We start from the raw sequence: 16,715 nt of genomic DNA, 5'->3' as shown, positions 1-16,715 counted from the left end.
GGGGACAAGAAGTACGCGCGGGCCGCTACCGTCCCGCCGGGGAACGCCGCTCCACCGCCGGGGAACGCCGTTCCGCCGCCGGGGAACGCCGTTCCGCCGCCGGGGAACGCCGTTCCGCCGCCGGGGAACGCCGTTCCGCCGCCGGGGAACGCCGTTCCGCCGCCGGGGAACGCCGTTCCGCCGCCGGCGGTCTTCGTCCGACCGCGGCGGCCGGGCGCGGCCGTTCGTCCTGTTCCTGCGGACAGGTTTCCTGCAGGGAGGCGACCTCGTTCGTGCGCAGGTACCGCTCCGCCGCGTCCGCCGCCTCCCGCGCGCACCGCTTGCCCATCAGCACGCAGAGCGTGTAGCCGGAGTCCTCGAACGTGGTCCGCACCGTGCGGTCGTTCGGTGCCGCGAGCATCACGCGTTCCCAGGCCCGGTAACGCCGCAACTGCCGGGCGACTTCGGCTTTGGCGGGTAGCAGCATGGCGCCGATCACCTTTCGGGCTCGAGGGGCACGGTCTCCCGACGGTCGGACGGCGGCCGTGCGCACAGCGGCACGGACCCGTAACGGCGATCGAGTTCTTCACACATGGTGCACGGGTGACGACGCAGCGTCTTGTTGGATCTTCAACCAGCGGGGGTTCGGCTGTGTCGTACCGGCCTGCGGGGTGTCCTCAGAGTGTCCTCGGAGTGCGCTCACTTGTGTGCTCCACCGCCTCAACCGTGCGCTCGTGTTGCACGAACGGGCTAGCCCCCTCAGGCTGAGGGTGACTCAGAAGCGATACGTGCTCACGTTCCGTGTTCGGGGCTCGTCCCGCAGGACCGCGGGAGCGAGGAGGAGCTGAGCTTCGCGGTGAGGAGCCGACCGATGAAGACCGCAGTGCCCTGCTACTACCACCTCGACGTGGAAGTCAGCCCGGAACGGGTGGGACAGGTCAGCCGCATTCTGGCCGCTCACCTGAGGTTCTGGGACCTGGACAACCTGGTCCAGCCCGTCTGCGGCGGTGCCGAGATGCTGCTCAAGGCCATCGACGAACACGCCACGGACAAGAACACGTCGATCGAGATGTGGTGGAACGGGCAGCACCTGATCACCGCCATCGGGGACAACGACCGCGCGCTGCGCCCGGACCAGGAGCTGCGTGGCTGCCTGGAGCACCTCGCGGCGATGAGCGACGGCTGGGGCTGCTGCGCCACCGAGACCGGCAGCAAGGTCATCTGGTTCTCGCAGCGCGCCCGGGCCGGCGAACGCGTCCCGCTGGTGCCGACCGCGCCCGCCCCGCAGGAGCGCGAGGGCCTCGAGGTGCCCCGCGAGGAGCGCGTCGCGCAGCTGGCCGGCCCCGCCAGTACGCCGGACGAGGTCCTGGAGGAGGCCCGGTGACGCGGCGGCAGACACGGAAAGGGGCGTCCGCCTGGAGCGGGCGCCCCTACCCGCTGGGCGCCTCCTACGACGGGGAGGGCACCAACTTCGCGCTCTTCAGCGAGGTGGCGGAACGCGTCGAGCTGGTCCTCGTCGACGACGACGGCACGCACACCCACGTGCCGCTGAACGAGGTCGACGGCTTCGTCTGGCACGGCTACCTCCCCGGCGTCGGCCCCGGCCGGCGCTACGGCTACCGCGTCCACGGGCCCTGGGTCCCCACCCTCGGCCACCGCTGCAACCCGGCGAAGCTGCTCCTGGACCCGTACGCCCGGGCGGTGGACGGGCAGATCGACAACCACCCCTCGCTCTACGAGCGGAACCCGGACGGCCCCGACCCGGCCGACAGCGCCGGGCACACCATGCTGGGCGTGGTGACCGACCCGGCGTTCGACTGGGGCGACGACACCCGGCCCTGCCGGGCGTACGCCGACACGGTGATCTACGAGGCACACGTCAAGGGCCTGACCCGCACCCACCCCGAGGTGCCCGAGGAACTGCGCGGCACCTACGCCGGGCTGGCCCACCCCGCCGTGGTCGAGCACCTCACCTCGCTGGGCGTCACGGCGGTGGAGCTGATGCCGGTCCACCAGTTCGTCCACGACGGCGTGCTGCACGACCGGGGCCTGTCGAACTACTGGGGCTACAACACCATCGGCTTCTTCGCGCCGCACAACGGCTACGCCGCCCACGGCACCAGGGGCCAGCAGGTCACCGAGTTCAAACAGATGGTGAAGACCCTGCACGCGGCCGGGCTCGAAGTGATCCTCGACGTGGTCTACAACCACACCGCCGAGGGCAACGAGATGGGGCCGACGCTGTCCTTCCGGGGCATCGACAACTCCTCGTACTACCGCCTGGTCGACGGCGACTGGGAGCACTACTACGACACCACCGGCACCGGCAACAGCCTGCTGATGCGCCACCCGTACGTGCTCCAGCTGATCATGGACTCGCTGCGGTACTGGGTCACCGAGATGCACGTCGACGGCTTCCGCTTCGACCTCGCGGCGACCCTCGCCCGGCAGTTCCACGAGGTGGACCGGCTCTCGGCGTTCTTCGACCTCATCCAGCAGGACCCGGTGATCAGTCGCGTCAAGCTGATCGCCGAGCCGTGGGACGTCGGCGAGGGCGGCTACCAGGTGGGCAACTTCCCGCCGCTGTGGTCGGAGTGGAACGGCATGTACCGCGACGCGGTCCGGGACTTCTGGCGCGGCGAGGACCACACCCTCGGCGAGTTCGCCTCCCGCCTGACCGGCTCCTCCGACCTGTACCAGCACAGCAGGCGCCGCCCGCGCGCCAGCGTCAACTTCGTCACCGCGCACGACGGCTTCACCCTGCGCGACCTCGTCTCCTACAACGACAAGCACAACGACGCCAACGGCGAGGACAACCAGGACGGCGAGAGCACCAACCGGTCCTGGAACTGCGGCGCCGAGGGCCCCACCCGCGACCCGGCGGTCCTGGAGCTGCGCGCCCGCCAGCAGCGCAACTTCCTCGCCACGCTGCTGCTCTCCCAGGGCATTCCGATGCTCTGCCACGGCGACGAACTCGGACGCACCCAGCGCGGCAACAACAACGCCTACTGCCAGGACAACGAGATCTCCTGGGTCGACTGGCGGCTCACCGAGGAGCAGCGCGGCCTGCTGGAGTTCACCCGGTACGTCATCCGGCTGCGCACCGCCCACCCCGTGCTGCGCCGGCGCCGCTTCTTCCTCGGCGAGACCCTGACCCGCGCCGACCAGCCGCTGCCCGACCTGGTGTGGCTGGCGCCCGACGCGTCCGAGATGACCGACGACGACTGGCAGCGCGGCGACGCGCACTCCGTCGGCGCCTTCCTCAACGGCGACGCCATCGCCGAACCCGACCCGCGCGGACGCCCTGTCTTCGACGACTCGTTCCTGCTGCTGTTCAACAGCCACTGGGAGCCGGTCGACTTCCGCCTCCCCGACGCCGCCTACGGCGAACGCTGGACGGCCCTGATCGACACGGCCGACCCGGAGGGCACCCCGGACGAGTCCGAGCACAAGGCGGGCACGGTCCTGACGGTCGACGCCCGCAGCCTGGTACTGCTGTCACGACCGTCGCGGGCGTCGCGCCGCAGGGGCGGGTGACGGGGCTGCACCGTCCATGCCGGGCGGCACGCCAGGACCGCTGACCGGGGTGTCCCCCATGGTCAGCGGTCCCGGCGTGCCGTGACCGTGAACTGGGCGCCGTCGTGGTCGCGCAGCACCGCCTCGTCGCTGCCCTTGGACAGCACACTGCCGCCGTGCAGCTCCGCGGCGCGGGCACAGGCCTCCACGTCGTCCACGGTGAAGTGGACCTGCCAGTGCGGCCGGATGGTGGGATCGGGGGCCGCCTCCAGCGCCCCCGACTCGATCCGCGCCACCACGTCACCGCGGCTGCGCAGCACGACCTCGCCGCCCTCATAGTGGACTTCGCAGCAGCCGGGGCGCTCCGAGGCCCAGTCGAGGACCTCGCCGTAGAAGATGGCCGCGTCGAAGGCGTCCCGGGTGTGCAGCGTGATGAAGGCCGGCTGCGCGTTGCGCCAGGTCTCCCAGTCCGTGAAGAGGTCGCCCTCCCAGATCCCGAACGTCGCCCCGTCCCGGTCGGCCAGCAGGGCCGCCCGCCCCGGCGGCAGCGAGATCGGCCCGACGGCGACCGTGCCCATGCGCTCCTGCACCCGCGCCACCGCGTCGTCCGCGCTGCGCACCGCGAAGTACGGCGTCCAGGCCACCGCCATCTGCCACATGGTCGCCACCCCCGCGATCCCGGCCACCGGCGAGCCGTCGGCCAGCGCGATCCGGAACCGGTCGCCGAGCTTGGCCGGCCGCCACTGCCAGCCCAGCACGGCGCCGTAGAACTCCTCGGTCGCCTTGACGTCCCGGCTGGTCAGACTCACCCAGCAGGGCGCGCCGAACACGGAGTGTGATGAGACGACGTCCTTCGTGCCGGAGGGGGTGGGCATGTCGTGGTTCATGGCAGTCGCGTCCTGATCTCGTCGGCCTGGCAGACACCGGAGGAATGACACCAGTGTCCAACCGGAACCGCTGTGGGCGCCTGCCGAGTACCCCGGCGGCGCCGCCGAAACGGTGTCGGTGACCGGCCGGTCCGCCCCGGTGGCAGCGGGCGGGCCGAGTGACGACGATGGATGGGTCGGACACTGCGTCAGGGCACTCAAGCACTCGGTGAGGCCCTGGGGACAGCGGCGCACCGGACCCGGAGGTGACCATGCCCACGGACGGGGGCTCGGAGCGGATCTTCGAGCTGCAGGAAGAAGTCCAGCAGCTGAAGGAGGCGGTCGTCTCCCACGCCGTCGTGGACCAGGCGATCGGGATGGTCGTGGCGCTCGGCCGGGTCTCGCCCGACCAGGGATGGGCGGTGCTGAAGGAGGTCTCCCAGCACACCAACATCAAGCTGCGCAACGTCGCGGAACTGATCATCGGCTGGGGGCGCACCGGCGTGATGCCCGAGGAGATACGGGCCGAACTGGAGGACGCCCTCGACCGCGCAGGACCGACCCAGATCCCCGGCACACCGCCGGAACTCCCGGGAACGCCGCCGGAGGGGTGATCCTCCGGCGGCGCCGGCTCCCCCTGGCCCCGTGCTCCATGGGCCCGGTGCTCAGCGGGCGTCGCTGAGCAGTTCCTCACGCAGATGGGCGAAGCAACTGCTGAGCAGCCGGGAGACGTGCATCTGCGAGATGCCGAGCTGCTCCGCGATGCGGCTCTGCGTCATGCCCTTGAAGAACCGCAGGTAGAGGATGATCCGCTCGCGCTCCGGCAGCGCCTCCAGACAGGGCTTGACCGCCACGCGGTTGACGACGATGTCGAAGGCCGGGTCCGGCCCGCCGATCGCGTCCCCGAGGGCGTAGCCGTCCGTGCCGGGCATCTCCGCCTCCAGCGACAGCGCGGAGAAGCACTCCAGGGCCTCCATGCCGGTGCGCACCTCGCCCTCGGTGAGGTGGGCGTACTCGGCGATCTCGGCGACCGTCGGCGCGCGGCCCGGGGTGGTCTGCGACAGCTCCTTGGCGGCGTGCCGCACCCGGTTGCGCAGGTCCTGGACCCGGCGGGGCACGTGCAGCGTCCACATGTGGTCGCGGAAGTGGCGCTTGATCTCGCCGGTGACCGTCGGCACGGCGTACGCCTCGAAGGCGTTGCCGCGCGCCGGGTCGTAGTGGTCGACGGCCTTCACCAGGCCGAGGGCCGCCACCTGGTACAGGTCCTCCAGGGCCTCCCCGCGGCCACGGAAGCGGACGGCGATCCGCTCGGCCATGGGGAGCCAGGCCTCGACCAGCTCGTCGCGCAGGGCCTTGCGCTCGGGCCCCTCGGGCAGCCGCGCGAGACGGGCGAACGCCGCGGCGGTGTCGGGGGCGTCGTCGTGGGGGTGCGTTCGGGTGCTGCCGGCGATACGCATGGTGCGCACCTCCCTGAGCAGGTGCTGGATGGACAGACACCATGGGAAGCGCGGAGTCGGACCTCTCGGAGGGCACCGGGGCCCGGCGGGCCGGCTCCCACGGACGTGCCTCCTGTCCGAAGCACTTCACTGCCCATTCCCGGGCAGGGATATAACCAAACAATTCAGACAATACGGCATTCGAGGGCCCACGGCTCCGCGACCGTCCGGAATGCACTTCCCTTGACCACCCTTGACCGCGCCTTGGCCCGATTAGCTCTGTTGCAGAGCTAATCTCGGCCGCATGGAGCCGGAGACCTTCCCCGAAGAGCTGGCCGACGCACTCGTCGGGGTCCAGCGGCTGGTCCGGCGGCGCCTGCGGCGGGAGATGCCCGACCCCCGGCTGCGCGGCGCCGAGGCGGAGCTGCTGCGCCTGGTCGTCACCCGGCCCGGCATCGGCATCTCCGACGCGGCCAGGGAGCTCGGGCTCGCGGCCAACTCGGTGTCCACCCTGGTCAACCAGCTGGCCCGGGCGGGCTACCTGGCCCGCGAGACCGACCCGGCGGACCGGCGGGCCGCCCGGCTGCTGCCCACCCCCGCCGCCGAGACGCGGCTGCGCGAGTGGCGCCGCCGCCGCGCGGACCTCCTGCGCCGGCACGTGGCCGGCCTCGACGAGGCGGACCGCCGGGCGCTGCTCGCGGCGATCCCGGCCCTGCGCAAGCTGGCCGACACCCTGCACGAGGAGGCCGAGGAGTCATGACACGGGACACCGACCGGGGGCGGGCCGACGCCGTGGTCTGCTCCGGGCTCACCTACGCCTTCGGCGACACCAACGCCGTCGACGGACTCGATCTCACGGTCCGGCCCGGCGAGGTCTTCGGGCTGCTCGGCCCCAACGGCGCCGGCAAGACCACCGCCATCCGCTGCCTCACCACCCTGCTGCCCGTGCCCGCCGGCATGGTCCGCGTCTTCGGCCACGACACCGCCGGGGACCGCATGGCCGTACGCCGCCTGCTCGGCTACGTCCCGCAGCAGCTGTCCGCCGACGCCGGACTCACCGGCCGGGAGAACGTCGCCCTGTTCGCCCGGGTCTTCGACGTGCCCCGCCGGGAACGCGCCGAACGCGTCGCCCAGGCCCTGGCCGCCGTCGACCTCGCCGACGCGGCGGACCGCCTGGCCGCCACCTACTCCGGCGGCATGGTCCGCCGGCTCGAACTCGCCCAGGCGCTGGTCAGCGCCCCGCGCCTGCTCATCCTCGACGAGCCCACCATCGGCCTCGACCCGATCGCCCGCACCGGAGTCTGGGAGCACATCGGCGCCGTCCGCGCGGCCACCGGCATGACCGTGCTCGTCACCACCCACTACATGGACGAGGCCGACCAGTACTGCGACCGCGTCGCCCTCATGCACCGGGGCCGCATCCGGGCCCTCGGCACCCCGGCCGAGCTCCGGCAGGGACTCGGCGCACGCCGCCGCGCCACGGGCGCGGCCACGGACACGCTGCCCACGCTGGAGGACGTCTTCCGGGACGTGGCCGGCAGCGGTCTCGACGACGAGGCAGGAGATTTCCGCGATGTCCGAAGCACCCGCCGCACCGCCCGCCGCGTCGGCTGACCCCGCCCCCGCCCCCGGCATCGGCCTGCTGCTGAAACCCCCGCGGCCCCGCGCCGGCTGGCGCCTGCTGCCCGCCCGGGTCGGCGCGATGTGCGCGGTCGAACTGCAGAAACTCCGCCACGACCGCACCGAGCTCTACACCCGCGCGGTCCAGCCGGCCCTCTGGCTGCTGATCTTCGGTCAGACCTTCACCCGCATCCGGGCCATCCCGACCGGCGGCATCCCCTACGTCGACTACCTGGCGCCCGGCATCATCGCCCAGTCCGCGATGTTCATCGCCATCTTCTACGGCATCCAGATCATCTGGGAGCGCGACGCCGGCATCCTGAACAAGCTCCTGGTCACCCCGACCCCACGCTCGGCGCTGATCACGGGCAAGGCGTTCGCGGCGGGCGTGAAGTCGCTCGTCCAGGCCCTCGTCGTCCTGCTCATCGCCGCCGTGCTGGGCGTGGCCCTGACCTGGAACCCGCTCAGGCTGCTCGCGGTCGCCGCGATCGTCGTCCTCGGCTCGGCCTTCTTCTCCTGCTTGTCCATGACCATCGCCGGCATCGTCCTCAGCCGCGACCGCCTCATGGGCTTCGGGCAGGCGATCACCATGCCGCTGTTCTTCGGCTCCAACGCCCTCTACCCGGTCTCCGTGATGCCGGGCTGGCTCCAGGCCGTCAGCAAGGCCAACCCGCTCAGCTACGAGGTGGACGCCCTGCGCGGCCTCCTCCTCGGCACGCCCCACCATCTGGCGGCCGACTTCGCGGTGCTGCTCGTGGCCGCCGCACTCGGCGTCACCGCCGCCTCGGCCCTGCTGGGCCGTCTGGCCCGTTGATCTTCACCCGGGAAAGTGATGTGCGGCACGCCCCGGCAAACGCTTTCTCCGACTGTTTCCGGATAACCGCTGGGCACGGCTTGATCACCGATCAAAAGGGATGAACTGCCTGGCCACAGCGCATTCTGCTCATTTGACAGTCCGCTCGGACCACAGATAGGAAGCAGCTTCCAGAGGTCGAGAGGTGCAGCGTGTACGAGCCGAACGTGGTCGGGGACTGGCAGGAGTACGACGAGCATGCCGGTCTGCGCGTCCGCGTCCACCGTCTGGAACTGGCCGAGCCGCCCCGCGGCCGCGACGACGCCGCCGACGGGCTGACGTACTTCTGCCTCCGGGTGACGGTCGAGAACCGCGGCAGCCGGCACCTCGGCGTCCACCTCGAGGACGGCCAGATCGACGTACGGATCGGCCCGGACGGCGAGAGCGCCTTCCTCGACTGGCGCAACTCGCAGTTCATCGAGGGCTTCGACGTCTATCCGCTGCGCCGGGCCACCGCCGTGCTGTACGCGGCCGGCGCCGAGGCGTCCCTGAGCCTGGTGGACGTCCAGGTGCAGTTGCGCGTCGAGGAGGAGTGGACCGACCGCCGGCTCTGGTCGGGCGGCATCGGCGCGCACGAGGGGCCGGCCGGGACCCAGCAGGGCGCCGTGCGCGACAGCCTGGCGCACCAGGTGAGCGTCTTCCTGCGGGACCAGGCGGAGGAAGGCACCGCCTGATCCGGCGTCAGGGCGTCGCGGCCGTCAGTGCGGGATGCCGTCGATGATCTCGCGGGCGCCCTGCCGCAGCAGCGCCACGGCGACCGAGGTGCCGAGCGTGGCCGGATCCAGCCGGCCCGCCCACTCGTGGGCGTTCAGGCGGGTCTTGCCGTCCGGCGTGAACACACAGGCGCGCAGGGACAGTTCGCCGCTGCGATCCACCTGCGCGAACCCGGCGATGGGGCTGTTGCAGTGCCCCTGGAGCACGTGCAGGAACATGCGCTCGGCGGTCGTCTCCCGGTAGGTGTCCGGATCGCCGAGTCCGCTCACGGCGTCGATCAGGTCGGCGTCGTCCTCGCGGCACTGCAGCGCCAGGACACCCGCGCCGATCGGCGGCATCATCGTCTCGGTGGAGAGGATCTCGCTGATCACCTCGGTCCGGCCGATGCGCTCCAGGCCGGAGACCGCGAGCAGCAGGGCGTCGGCCTCTCCCGCCTCGAGCTTCGCCAGGCGCCGGTTGGCGTTGCCCCGGAACGGCACGCACTCCAGATGCGGGTGGGTGGCGGCCAGTTGGGCGACCCGGCGCACCGACGACGTGCCGATGCGCGTCCCGGCCGGCAGCTCGTCCAGGGTGAGCCCGCCGGGGTGGATCAGGGCGTCGCGGATGTCGTCCCGCTTGAGGAACGCGGCGAACACCGTGCCCGCCGGGAGCGGCCGGTCGGCCGGCACGTCCTTCACGCAGTGCACGGCGAGGTCGGCCTCCCCGGCCAGCAGCGCCGCGTCGACCTCCTTGGTGAACGCGCCCTTGCCCTCGACCTTGGACAGGTCGCCCATCCACTTGTCGCCGGTGGTCTTCACCGGGACGACCTCGGTGCGCACTCCGGGGTGGGCGGCGGCCAGCTCGGCCCGGACGCGTTCGACCTGGGCGAGGGCCATGGGGGAGTCGCGGGAGACGATGCGGATCAGTTCGGGGACGGACATGCGGACACGATAGACCCTCCCCGGGGTGCACCGGTGCCGTACCTCCCCCCGATCGCCCATCGGCGCACGTCAGTTCGGGGCGAGCGGCACGCTCAGCTCGATCGCGCGCAGGGCCGCGGCCAGGGCCCGCTCGTCACCGACGTCGAGGGCGGTGTCGGTGAGCTTGATGACGTGCTCGTCGCCGTGGGCGAGGGCCTGTTCCAGCACCTCCTCCGCCGTGCGGCCGGGTGCGGGCACGAGGTCGACGGGCTCGGGCGGGGCGTACATGGCGGTGACCGCCGCGGACGCGGTCCACGCGGCGTGCAGGCTCGGCGCCCACAGTTCACGGGGCAGGGAGGGGAGGGCGCGCAGCACGGCGTTGGGCGCCGTCGCCGCGTGCACGAGCATGGTCTCCTCGCCGTGGCCGTGGGTGGCGTACCGGTGGGTCGCGGCCCGGACCAGCTCGGTCAGGCGGGCCCGGGCGGTGTCCGGGTCGGTCACGTCGTCCGCCCACCGGGGCAGCCGCCGCACGGCCGCCAGCCGGTCGGGGAACCCGCCCCGGGGGTCGCTGATCGGCGGTACGGCGTCCAGTGAGCGCGCGGCACCCGGCGGCGCGGGCAGCGGCGCGATGCCGGACACGGGGCGGTGCCGGGCCCCCCAGTACCCCAGGCCGTGGGCGAGTTCGGCGAGCCGCGGCGCGTTCTCCCCGGTCTCCAGGGCCCGTACGGCGTGGCCGACGCGGATGACGGGGTGCGTGGAGCCGCCGTAGATCCCGGGCAGCAGGCGCGGCCACCAGACGGCCAGGACGTCCCGCCAGGGCTGTTCGGCGAGTGCGCGGCGGAAATACTCGATCCAGTCGGCGGCCCGGCGTGGATCGCCGAGCGCCTCATGCCAGTCGGCGTCCGTCACGGGAGCGAAGGGCCGGGGGAAGTCCTCCAGTTTGGGCCGGTACAGGTCCAGCCAGCGGTGCACGGCGTCCGCCCGGCCGTGCGCGGCGAGCGCCTCGACGACCATGGGGGCGTGGTTGGTGAGCCTGCCGAGCCGCTCCGGGCCCGAGGCGTGGAGGCGTTCGAGGGCCTCTTCGAGTGTCCCTGTCGTGTCGTGCGTGTCCATGCCGGGACGCTATGCCGCCGCCCGGCCCCGGCGGATCGGACGCGCGGCGGAAACCGGAACCGGCCGGGGACCTAGGTCCCCGGCCGGCCGGTCTCACGCGTAGGGGTCGAAGGCGATGCCCGACGGCTTGGCCGACGCCAGGTGGTTGGCGAAGTTGCCGTCCTTCAGGCCGAAGTTGGCGCTGCCGAAGTTGTACGACGTGAGCTTGTCGCGCACCCCGGCCGGGTAACCGTTCCAGCCGACCAGCGGCGGGTACTGCCAGGTGCCCTTGTGGTTCTCCGGCGGCTCGTCGCCCGAGCCGGCCAGGCGGAAGCAGTGCGTGCTCGCGCCGTCCTTGTGGTAGACGATCTTCGGGTGCGTGCCGTCGAAGCGGACCTCGGACGCGGGGTGCACGTCGAACGAGCCGTGGGCGGACGTGGACACGTACTTGACCTGGTTGTTCTGCACGAACACCGCGACGTGCTCGAAGTCGTGCCGGTGGCCGCCGATGCTGCTGCCCGCGACGGCCTGGTCCTTCTCGAAGTACAGGGCGTACAGGATGGCGCACCAGCCGTTGTTGCACTTGGAACGCGCGTACCCGTTGGTGTTGTCCAGGTCCGAGGCGTCGCGGCAGTCGCCGTTGAGGGCGCCGGTCGGGTTGAGCCCGCCGTTCACGGTGCCGTCCGGGCCGATGGCGGGCGTGGAGTAGCAGCCGTCGGTGTCGTAGTCGTAGGCGGGCTGGTACGTCTGCTCCAGCGAGTCCGCGTGGGCGGGCAGCGCCCGCGGCGGGGCGGCGAAGGCCGTGGCGGGGAGGGCGAGCACGAGGGCGGCGGCACCGGCCGCTCCGGTGAGCCATCTCCTGCGGTGGGCGAACGGGCGTGACGACACTGCGTCCTCCTTGGTCCGGGCGCAGCCCAACGGCTGTGGGGGAAAGGGAGGTTCAGCTTCCAGGTTGAGCGCGTCCATGCCAAGAGGGGCGGGGGATCCCAACGGTGAATCAACGCCCAACAGTTGGCGTCGGCCGCCGTTTCAGACCATGTCGTCCGGGATGTCGGCCGCCGCCTCCTCGGGCGCGAGATCCGGCCGGAGCCGCAGCCAGGACGGCTGCCGCAGCAGGCCCTCCCGGGTCCGGGTGCTGTAGCGGACCTCGCCGACCAGCCGGGGCACGACCCAGTGGGCGCCGGGAGCGCGCGGGGCGGGGTCGAAGGGGCAGACGCCGGTCGCGGCGGCCCGCAGCAGCCCGGCCAGTTCGGTCCGTTCGGCCTCGCTCCAGCCGGTCCCCACGCTCCCGACGTACCGCAGCCGCCCCGCGGCCCGCTGCCCGACCAGCACCGCGCCGGGCAGGCCGGTGAGCCGCCCCTTGCCGGGCTGCCAGCCGCCGATCAGGACGTCCTCGGTGCGCATGTTCCGGATCTTGATCCAGGCCCGGGAGCGCACGCCCGGCTCGTACACCGAGTCCAGCCGCTTGCAGACCAGCCCCTCCAGACCGTGCTCGCGGGTGGCGCGCAGGGCCTCGGCGCCGTGGCCGACGAGCGCGGCCGGCGTCGACCAGGACGGCCCGGCGAGGCCCAGGTCCTCCAGCGCCGCGCGGCGTCGCGCGTAGGGCAGCCGGAGCAGGGAGCGGTCCTCCAGGTGCAGCAGGTCGAACAGCACCAGATGGACCGGCACCTCCGCCGCCCGCCGTGCCGCCCGGGCGGGCGCGTGGGCCAGGCCCATGCGGGACTGCAGCAACTGGAAGTTCGCGCGGCCCTGCGCGTCCAGGGCCAGGACCTCCCCGTCGAGCACGGCGGGCGTGGTGCCGAGTGCGGTGCCGAGCGGGCGCAGTTCCGGGTACGCGGCCGTGATGTCCTCGCCGGACCGGGCCCGCAGCAGCACGCCGCCGTCCCCGGGGAGGTAGACCACCACGCGCTGGCCGTCCTGCTTGGTCTCGTAGGCCCAGCGCGCGTCCTGTGCGGCGGGCGGCAGGGTGCCGGGCGTGGCGAGCATGGGCGGGATCAGCGGCAGGTCCACGGGTGAGGTCTCGACGCGCCGGTGCCCGGCCACGCGCGTTCGGTGCGTCTTTCCCCTGAACGGCGTCGGCGGGGGAGCGGCCCGCGGTGGACTCGCCGGCGGAGGTGCGCGAGGCCGCGGCGATCCGTCCGGCCGCCGCGATCCGGCCGGTGGAGTGAGCGGCTCGATTTACTTGAGTTACGCAAGTAGATGCTAGAGTGGCTCCATGTCCACACCACCGCTCCCCGACGTTCCCTCCCCGGACGTCGCCGAGATCGAGCGTGCGCTCACCCGCATCACCTACCTGAGCACGCGCGCCCGCCGGCACGACCGGCTGATGGCCCTGGCGGGCGTGCCGCTCGACCGTGCCGCCGTCGCGCTGCTGCGGCAGATCGCCGACTCCGAGCCGCTGCGGCCCGGGGAGCTCGCCGCCCGGCTGGGCGTGGAGGCCTCGCACGTCACGCGGACGGTGCAGCAGTTGCAGAAGTCCGGCCACGTCACCCGCGTCCCCGACCCGGACGACCGCCGCGCCCAGCGCATCGAGCTCACCGAGGCCGGGGCGCAGGCCATCGACAAGATCCGTGAGGCGGGGGTCCGCGGCATGCAGCTGGCCCTGTCCGACTGGTCGCCCGAGGACCTGCGGCAGCTCGCCACGCTCTTCCACCGCATGGTGGACGACTTCCTCGCCCACGCCGTCGACGAGGAGCCCGAACCCCGGGCCGCCCCGGCGGGCAAGGCCTGAGCCCCCAGTTGGCCTTGCCGCAAGGCCCGATTCAGGGCCGGCCTTGCGGCGGGGGCCCGACCCCGGTTCACCGCGCCGCCGCGTCACGTGGATCCGCCCGTTCGGTGGCCGCACGGCCCGGCTGCGCGGGCTCGCGCAGCCGGCACAGCAGCAGCCGGCCCAGCGCGGGCAGCGCGATCAGCGGCAAGAGGGCCGTCCGCAGCGAGGTCGCGTCGGCCAGTGCCCCGAGCACGGGAGCCGCGAGGCCGCCGACACTCACCGTCAGGCCCAGCGTGACACCGCTCGCGGTGCCCACCCGCCGGGGCAGGAAGTCCTGGCCCAGGGTGAGGTGCAGCGAGAACGGCACGTACAGGCCCGCCGACGTCAGCGCCACGAACAGGTACACCGGCGGCCCGGGCACCAGGACCAGACCGGCCACCGCCGGGACCGTCAGGGCGTACGACCGGCGGACCACCGCCAGCCGCCCGTACCGCTCGGCCAGCCGGCCCCCGGCCAGCGTCCCCACCGCGCCCCCGGCGTAGAGCACGCACAGTGCCGCCGTGCCGGCCGGCTCCCCGCCGCCGGCGCGTTCGCGCACGTACAGCGAGACGAACGCGCTCAGGCCGACGAACACCACCGAGCGGCAGACCACCGCACCGGACAGCCGCAGGAAGGACGCCCAGTCGTCCCGGCCCCCGGCGACGGGCGCACGGGCACCCTCGGTGCCGCGCCCGGCCGCACGCACCGCCGCCGCGCACAGCGCCGCGCCCGCCAGCGCCGGAACGACCAGCAGGGGGGAGGCACGCAGCCCGCCCACCGTCATGACGGCGAGGACCAGCAAGGGCGCCAGGGCGAAACCGGCGTTGCCGCCGAAGGAGAACCAGCCCATCCCCGCGTGCCGGCCGCCCGCGACGGCCCTGGCCACCCGGGCGGCCTCCGGATGGTAGGCGGCCACGCCGATCCCGGACACGGCGACCACCGCCAGGGTCGCCGCGTAGGAGCCGGTCACCCCGCACAGGGCGACACCGGCCCCGGCCGTCAGCGCGCTCAGCGGCAGCAGCCACGGCATCGCCCGCCGGTCGGTGAGCACCCCGAACAGCGGCTGCACCAGCGACGACAGCAGCGACGCGGCGAGGACCAGGCCCGAGGCGGCGGCATAGGAGTAGGCCCGCTCCGCGACGAAGTACGGCACCAGAGCGGCCACGGCTCCCTGGTACACGTCCACGCAGGCGTGTCCCAGGGACATCAGAAGGACGGGTCGGTCATGTCTCGAAGCGGTCACCCGGCGATCGTCGCCGGGGGAGGGCCCGGCCCGCTTCCGATAATCTGCCGGACTGTGCCGAACATCCGCCACACGCCCACGGCGCCGACCCGTGTCCAGCGACTGACCGCGGGCGACCGCATCGACGCCCACCGGCACGACGACCACCAGATCGTCCACGCGGGCTCCGGCGTCGTCGAGGTCACCACCGACGCCGGCACCTGGTTCGCGCCCGGCACCCGCGCCATCTGGGTCCCCGCCGGCACCGTGCACGCCCACCGCGCCCACGGCCGCCTCGACCTGCACCTCGTCGGCCTGCCCGCCGACGACAACCCCCTCGGCCTCGACCACCCGGCCGTCCTCGCCGTCAGCCCCCTGCTGCGCGAGCTGATCCTCGCCCGCACCCGCGACCCCGGCGACGACAGCCCCGAGCGCCGCCGGCTGCGCGCCGTCCTGCGCGACCAGCTGCGCCTCGCGCCGCACCAGCCCCTGCGCCTGCCCACCCCCGCCGACCCGCGGCTGGCCGCCGTCTGCGCGCTCGTCCACGACAACCCGGCCGACCCGCGCACCCTCGCCGCGCTCGGCGCCGCGACCGGGGTGGGGGAGCGCACCCTCAGCCGTCTCTTCCGCGCCGAGTTCGGCATGACGTTCCCGCAGTGGCGCACCCAGTCGCGGCTCTACCACGCCCTGCGGATGCTGGCCGACGGCCTGCCCGTCACGGCCGTCGCCCACCGCTGCGGCTGGTCCTCCGCCAGCGCGTTCATCGACGTCTTCCGCCGCTCCTTCGGCTGTACGCCCGGCGCCCACCAGCGGCGTCCGCGGGGCCCGTCGAACTGACCTGCCTACCGTCCAGTAATATCGCGCGGCAGGCCATCAGAGGAGGAACCGTGCCCCGGTCCGAACGCTCGCCCCTGCTGCTCGCCGGCCTGCTGGCCACCGCGGGGGTCGCCCACTTCGCCGCTCCCCGCCCCTTCGACGCGACCATCCCGGGCGGACTGCCGGGCACGCCCCGGGCCTGGACCTACGCCAGCGGCGCCGCCGAGCTCGCACTCGCCGCGGGCCTCGCCCGGCCGCGCACCCGCAAGGCGGCCGCCCTGGCCACCGCGGCCTTCTTCGTCGCGGTGTTCCCCGCCAACGTGAAGATGGCCGCCGACTGGCGCCACCGCCCCGCGCCGCAGAAGGCCGCGGCCTTCGGACGGCTGCCCCTGCAGGTGCCCCTGGTGCTCTGGGCGCGCGGTGTCGCACGTGCCGCGGAGGGCCGGTCGTGACCGCGCGCGTGGAGACCGGGGACAAGGCCGAGGACTTCGCCCTGCCCGACGAGACCGGCACCGAGCGCACCCTGTCCGGACTGCTCGCCGAAGGCCCGGTCGTGCTCTTCTTCTACCCCGCCGCCCTGACCCCCGGCTGCACCGCGCAGGCCTGCCACTTCCGCGATCTCGCCGCCGAGTTCGCCGCCGTCGGTGCCCGCCCGGTGGGCATCAGCGGGGACCCCGTCGAGCGGCAGCGGGAGTTCGCCGGCCGGCACGGCCTCGGCATGCCGCTGCTGTCCGACGCCGACGGCACCGTCCGCGAGCGGTTCGGCGTGCGGCGCGGCTTCTCCCTGGCGCCCACCAAGCGGACCACCTTCGTCATAGCGCGGGACTTCACCGTCCTCGACGTCGTCCGCAGCGAACTGCGCATGAACGCCCACGCCGACCGGGCGCTCGCCGCGCTCCGCGCCCATCGGACCTGACACCGCCACGAACGCGGCGTCGCGGTTGATAGAGAGC

Annotated in this window: 18 protein-coding genes and 1 pseudogene; 11 read left to right on the top strand and 8 right to left on the bottom strand. The window is 73.3% G+C overall.

Features of this window, described 5'->3' with window-relative positions; translation table 11 throughout:
• Nucleotides 1-160: 160 nt before the first annotated feature.
• Nucleotides 161-466, bottom strand: a pseudogene (locus C1703_RS00815) (DUF5133 domain-containing protein); the annotation flags it as partial.
• A gap of 384 nt (nucleotides 467-850) precedes the next feature.
• Here C1703_RS00815 and C1703_RS00810 point away from each other — a divergent pair.
• A complete protein-coding gene (locus C1703_RS00810; protein WP_031116354.1) occupies nucleotides 851-1,363 on the top strand; it encodes a hypothetical protein in 513 nt (170 codons plus the stop codon).
• The gene (glgX, locus tag C1703_RS00805) at nucleotides 1,360-3,516 is read left to right on the top strand and encodes a glycogen debranching protein GlgX (protein WP_114250037.1); all 2,157 of its coding nucleotides are present in this window, start codon (nucleotides 1,360-1,362) and stop codon (nucleotides 3,514-3,516) included. The genes C1703_RS00810 and glgX overlap by 4 nt, the downstream gene beginning before the upstream one ends.
• 62 nt (nucleotides 3,517-3,578) lie before the next feature.
• Here glgX and C1703_RS00800 read toward each other — a convergent pair whose 3' ends face one another.
• Nucleotides 3,579-4,382, bottom strand: a complete 804-nt coding sequence (locus C1703_RS00800; protein WP_114250036.1) for a VOC family protein — start codon at nucleotides 4,380-4,382, stop codon at nucleotides 3,579-3,581.
• A gap of 251 nt (nucleotides 4,383-4,633) precedes the next feature.
• Here C1703_RS00800 and C1703_RS00795 point away from each other — a divergent pair, with 251 nt between their 5' ends.
• Entirely contained in the window at nucleotides 4,634-4,975 is a 342-nt protein-coding gene (locus C1703_RS00795) for an ANTAR domain-containing protein (RefSeq protein ID WP_198678048.1), read from the top strand.
• Nucleotides 4,976-5,026: 51 nt separating this feature from the next.
• Here C1703_RS00795 and C1703_RS00790 read toward each other — a convergent pair whose 3' ends face one another.
• Nucleotides 5,027-5,818, bottom strand: a complete 792-nt coding sequence (locus tag C1703_RS00790) for an RNA polymerase sigma factor SigF (protein WP_114250034.1) — start codon at nucleotides 5,816-5,818, stop codon at nucleotides 5,027-5,029.
• A gap of 283 nt (nucleotides 5,819-6,101) precedes the next feature.
• On the opposite strand from C1703_RS00790, the gene C1703_RS00785 reads away from it, so the two are divergent.
• From C1703_RS00785 to C1703_RS00770, 4 genes are all read left to right on the top strand, one after another.
• Entirely contained in the window at nucleotides 6,102-6,557 is a 456-nt protein-coding gene (locus C1703_RS00785) for a MarR family winged helix-turn-helix transcriptional regulator (RefSeq protein ID WP_114250033.1), read from the top strand.
• Nucleotides 6,554-7,411 carry an ATP-binding cassette domain-containing protein gene (locus C1703_RS00780; protein WP_114250032.1) on the top strand — a complete coding sequence of 286 codons (858 nt, stop codon included), beginning with the start codon at nucleotides 6,554-6,556 and terminating at the stop codon, nucleotides 7,409-7,411. The genes C1703_RS00785 and C1703_RS00780 overlap by 4 nt, the downstream gene beginning before the upstream one ends.
• Nucleotides 7,371-8,231 carry an ABC transporter permease gene (locus C1703_RS00775; protein WP_114250031.1) on the top strand — a complete coding sequence of 287 codons (861 nt, stop codon included), beginning with the start codon at nucleotides 7,371-7,373 and terminating at the stop codon, nucleotides 8,229-8,231. The genes C1703_RS00780 and C1703_RS00775 overlap by 41 nt, the downstream gene beginning before the upstream one ends.
• A gap of 191 nt (nucleotides 8,232-8,422) precedes the next feature.
• On the top strand, nucleotides 8,423-8,944 hold the full coding sequence (locus C1703_RS00770; protein WP_114250030.1) for a hypothetical protein: 522 nt from the start codon (nucleotides 8,423-8,425) through the stop codon (nucleotides 8,942-8,944).
• 24 nt (nucleotides 8,945-8,968) lie between these two features.
• Here the strand turns inward: C1703_RS00770 and hemC are convergent, their stop codons facing one another.
• From hemC to ligD, 4 genes are all read right to left on the bottom strand, one after another.
• Nucleotides 8,969-9,904: a hydroxymethylbilane synthase gene (gene hemC, locus C1703_RS00765; RefSeq protein WP_114250029.1), complete on the bottom strand. Its 936-nt coding sequence runs from the start codon at nucleotides 9,902-9,904 to the stop codon at nucleotides 8,969-8,971.
• 69 nt (nucleotides 9,905-9,973) lie between these two features.
• A complete protein-coding gene (locus C1703_RS00760; protein WP_114250028.1) occupies nucleotides 9,974-10,996 on the bottom strand; it encodes a questin oxidase family protein in 1,023 nt (340 codons plus the stop codon).
• 93 nt (nucleotides 10,997-11,089) lie between these two features.
• On the bottom strand, nucleotides 11,090-11,863 hold the full coding sequence (locus C1703_RS00755; protein ID WP_114250027.1) for an NPP1 family protein: 774 nt from the start codon (nucleotides 11,861-11,863) through the stop codon (nucleotides 11,090-11,092).
• Nucleotides 11,864-12,004: 141 nt separating this feature from the next.
• Nucleotides 12,005-12,985, bottom strand: a complete 981-nt coding sequence (gene ligD, locus C1703_RS00750; protein WP_114257224.1) for a non-homologous end-joining DNA ligase — start codon at nucleotides 12,983-12,985, stop codon at nucleotides 12,005-12,007.
• 205 nt (nucleotides 12,986-13,190) lie between these two features.
• Here ligD and C1703_RS00745 point away from each other — a divergent pair, with 205 nt between their 5' ends.
• Entirely contained in the window at nucleotides 13,191-13,706 is a 516-nt protein-coding gene (locus C1703_RS00745; protein WP_114250026.1) for a MarR family transcriptional regulator, read from the top strand.
• 67 nt (nucleotides 13,707-13,773) lie between these two features.
• On the opposite strand, the gene C1703_RS00740 is transcribed toward C1703_RS00745, so the two are convergent.
• Nucleotides 13,774-14,931 (bottom strand): MFS transporter, encoded by a 1,158-nt coding sequence (locus C1703_RS00740; protein ID WP_198678047.1) that lies wholly within the window; start codon nucleotides 14,929-14,931, stop codon nucleotides 13,774-13,776.
• Between the two features lie 90 nt (nucleotides 14,932-15,021).
• Here C1703_RS00740 and C1703_RS00735 point away from each other — a divergent pair, with 90 nt between their 5' ends.
• Genes C1703_RS00735 through C1703_RS00725 form a run of 3 tightly spaced genes read left to right on the top strand, consistent with a single transcriptional unit; the run spans nucleotide 15,022 to nucleotide 16,678 of the window.
• Entirely contained in the window at nucleotides 15,022-15,783 is a 762-nt protein-coding gene (locus C1703_RS00735) for a helix-turn-helix transcriptional regulator (RefSeq protein ID WP_114250024.1), read from the top strand.
• Nucleotides 15,784-15,833: 50 nt separating this feature from the next.
• A complete protein-coding gene (locus tag C1703_RS00730; protein ID WP_114250023.1) occupies nucleotides 15,834-16,214 on the top strand; it encodes a hypothetical protein in 381 nt (126 codons plus the stop codon).
• Complete coding sequence (locus tag C1703_RS00725) at nucleotides 16,211-16,678, top strand: peroxiredoxin (RefSeq protein WP_114250022.1); 468 nt, start codon at nucleotides 16,211-16,213, stop codon at nucleotides 16,676-16,678. The genes C1703_RS00730 and C1703_RS00725 overlap by 4 nt, the downstream gene beginning before the upstream one ends.
• Nucleotides 16,679-16,715 lie beyond the last annotated feature (37 nt).

Origin of the sequence: Streptomyces sp. Go-475 (genome assembly GCF_003330845.1) — a bacterium.
GTDB lineage: Bacteria > Actinomycetota > Actinomycetes > Streptomycetales > Streptomycetaceae > Streptomyces.
The sequence above is the reverse complement of the archived record's forward strand: the minus strand, read 5'-3'. Positions and strand labels throughout refer to the sequence as shown.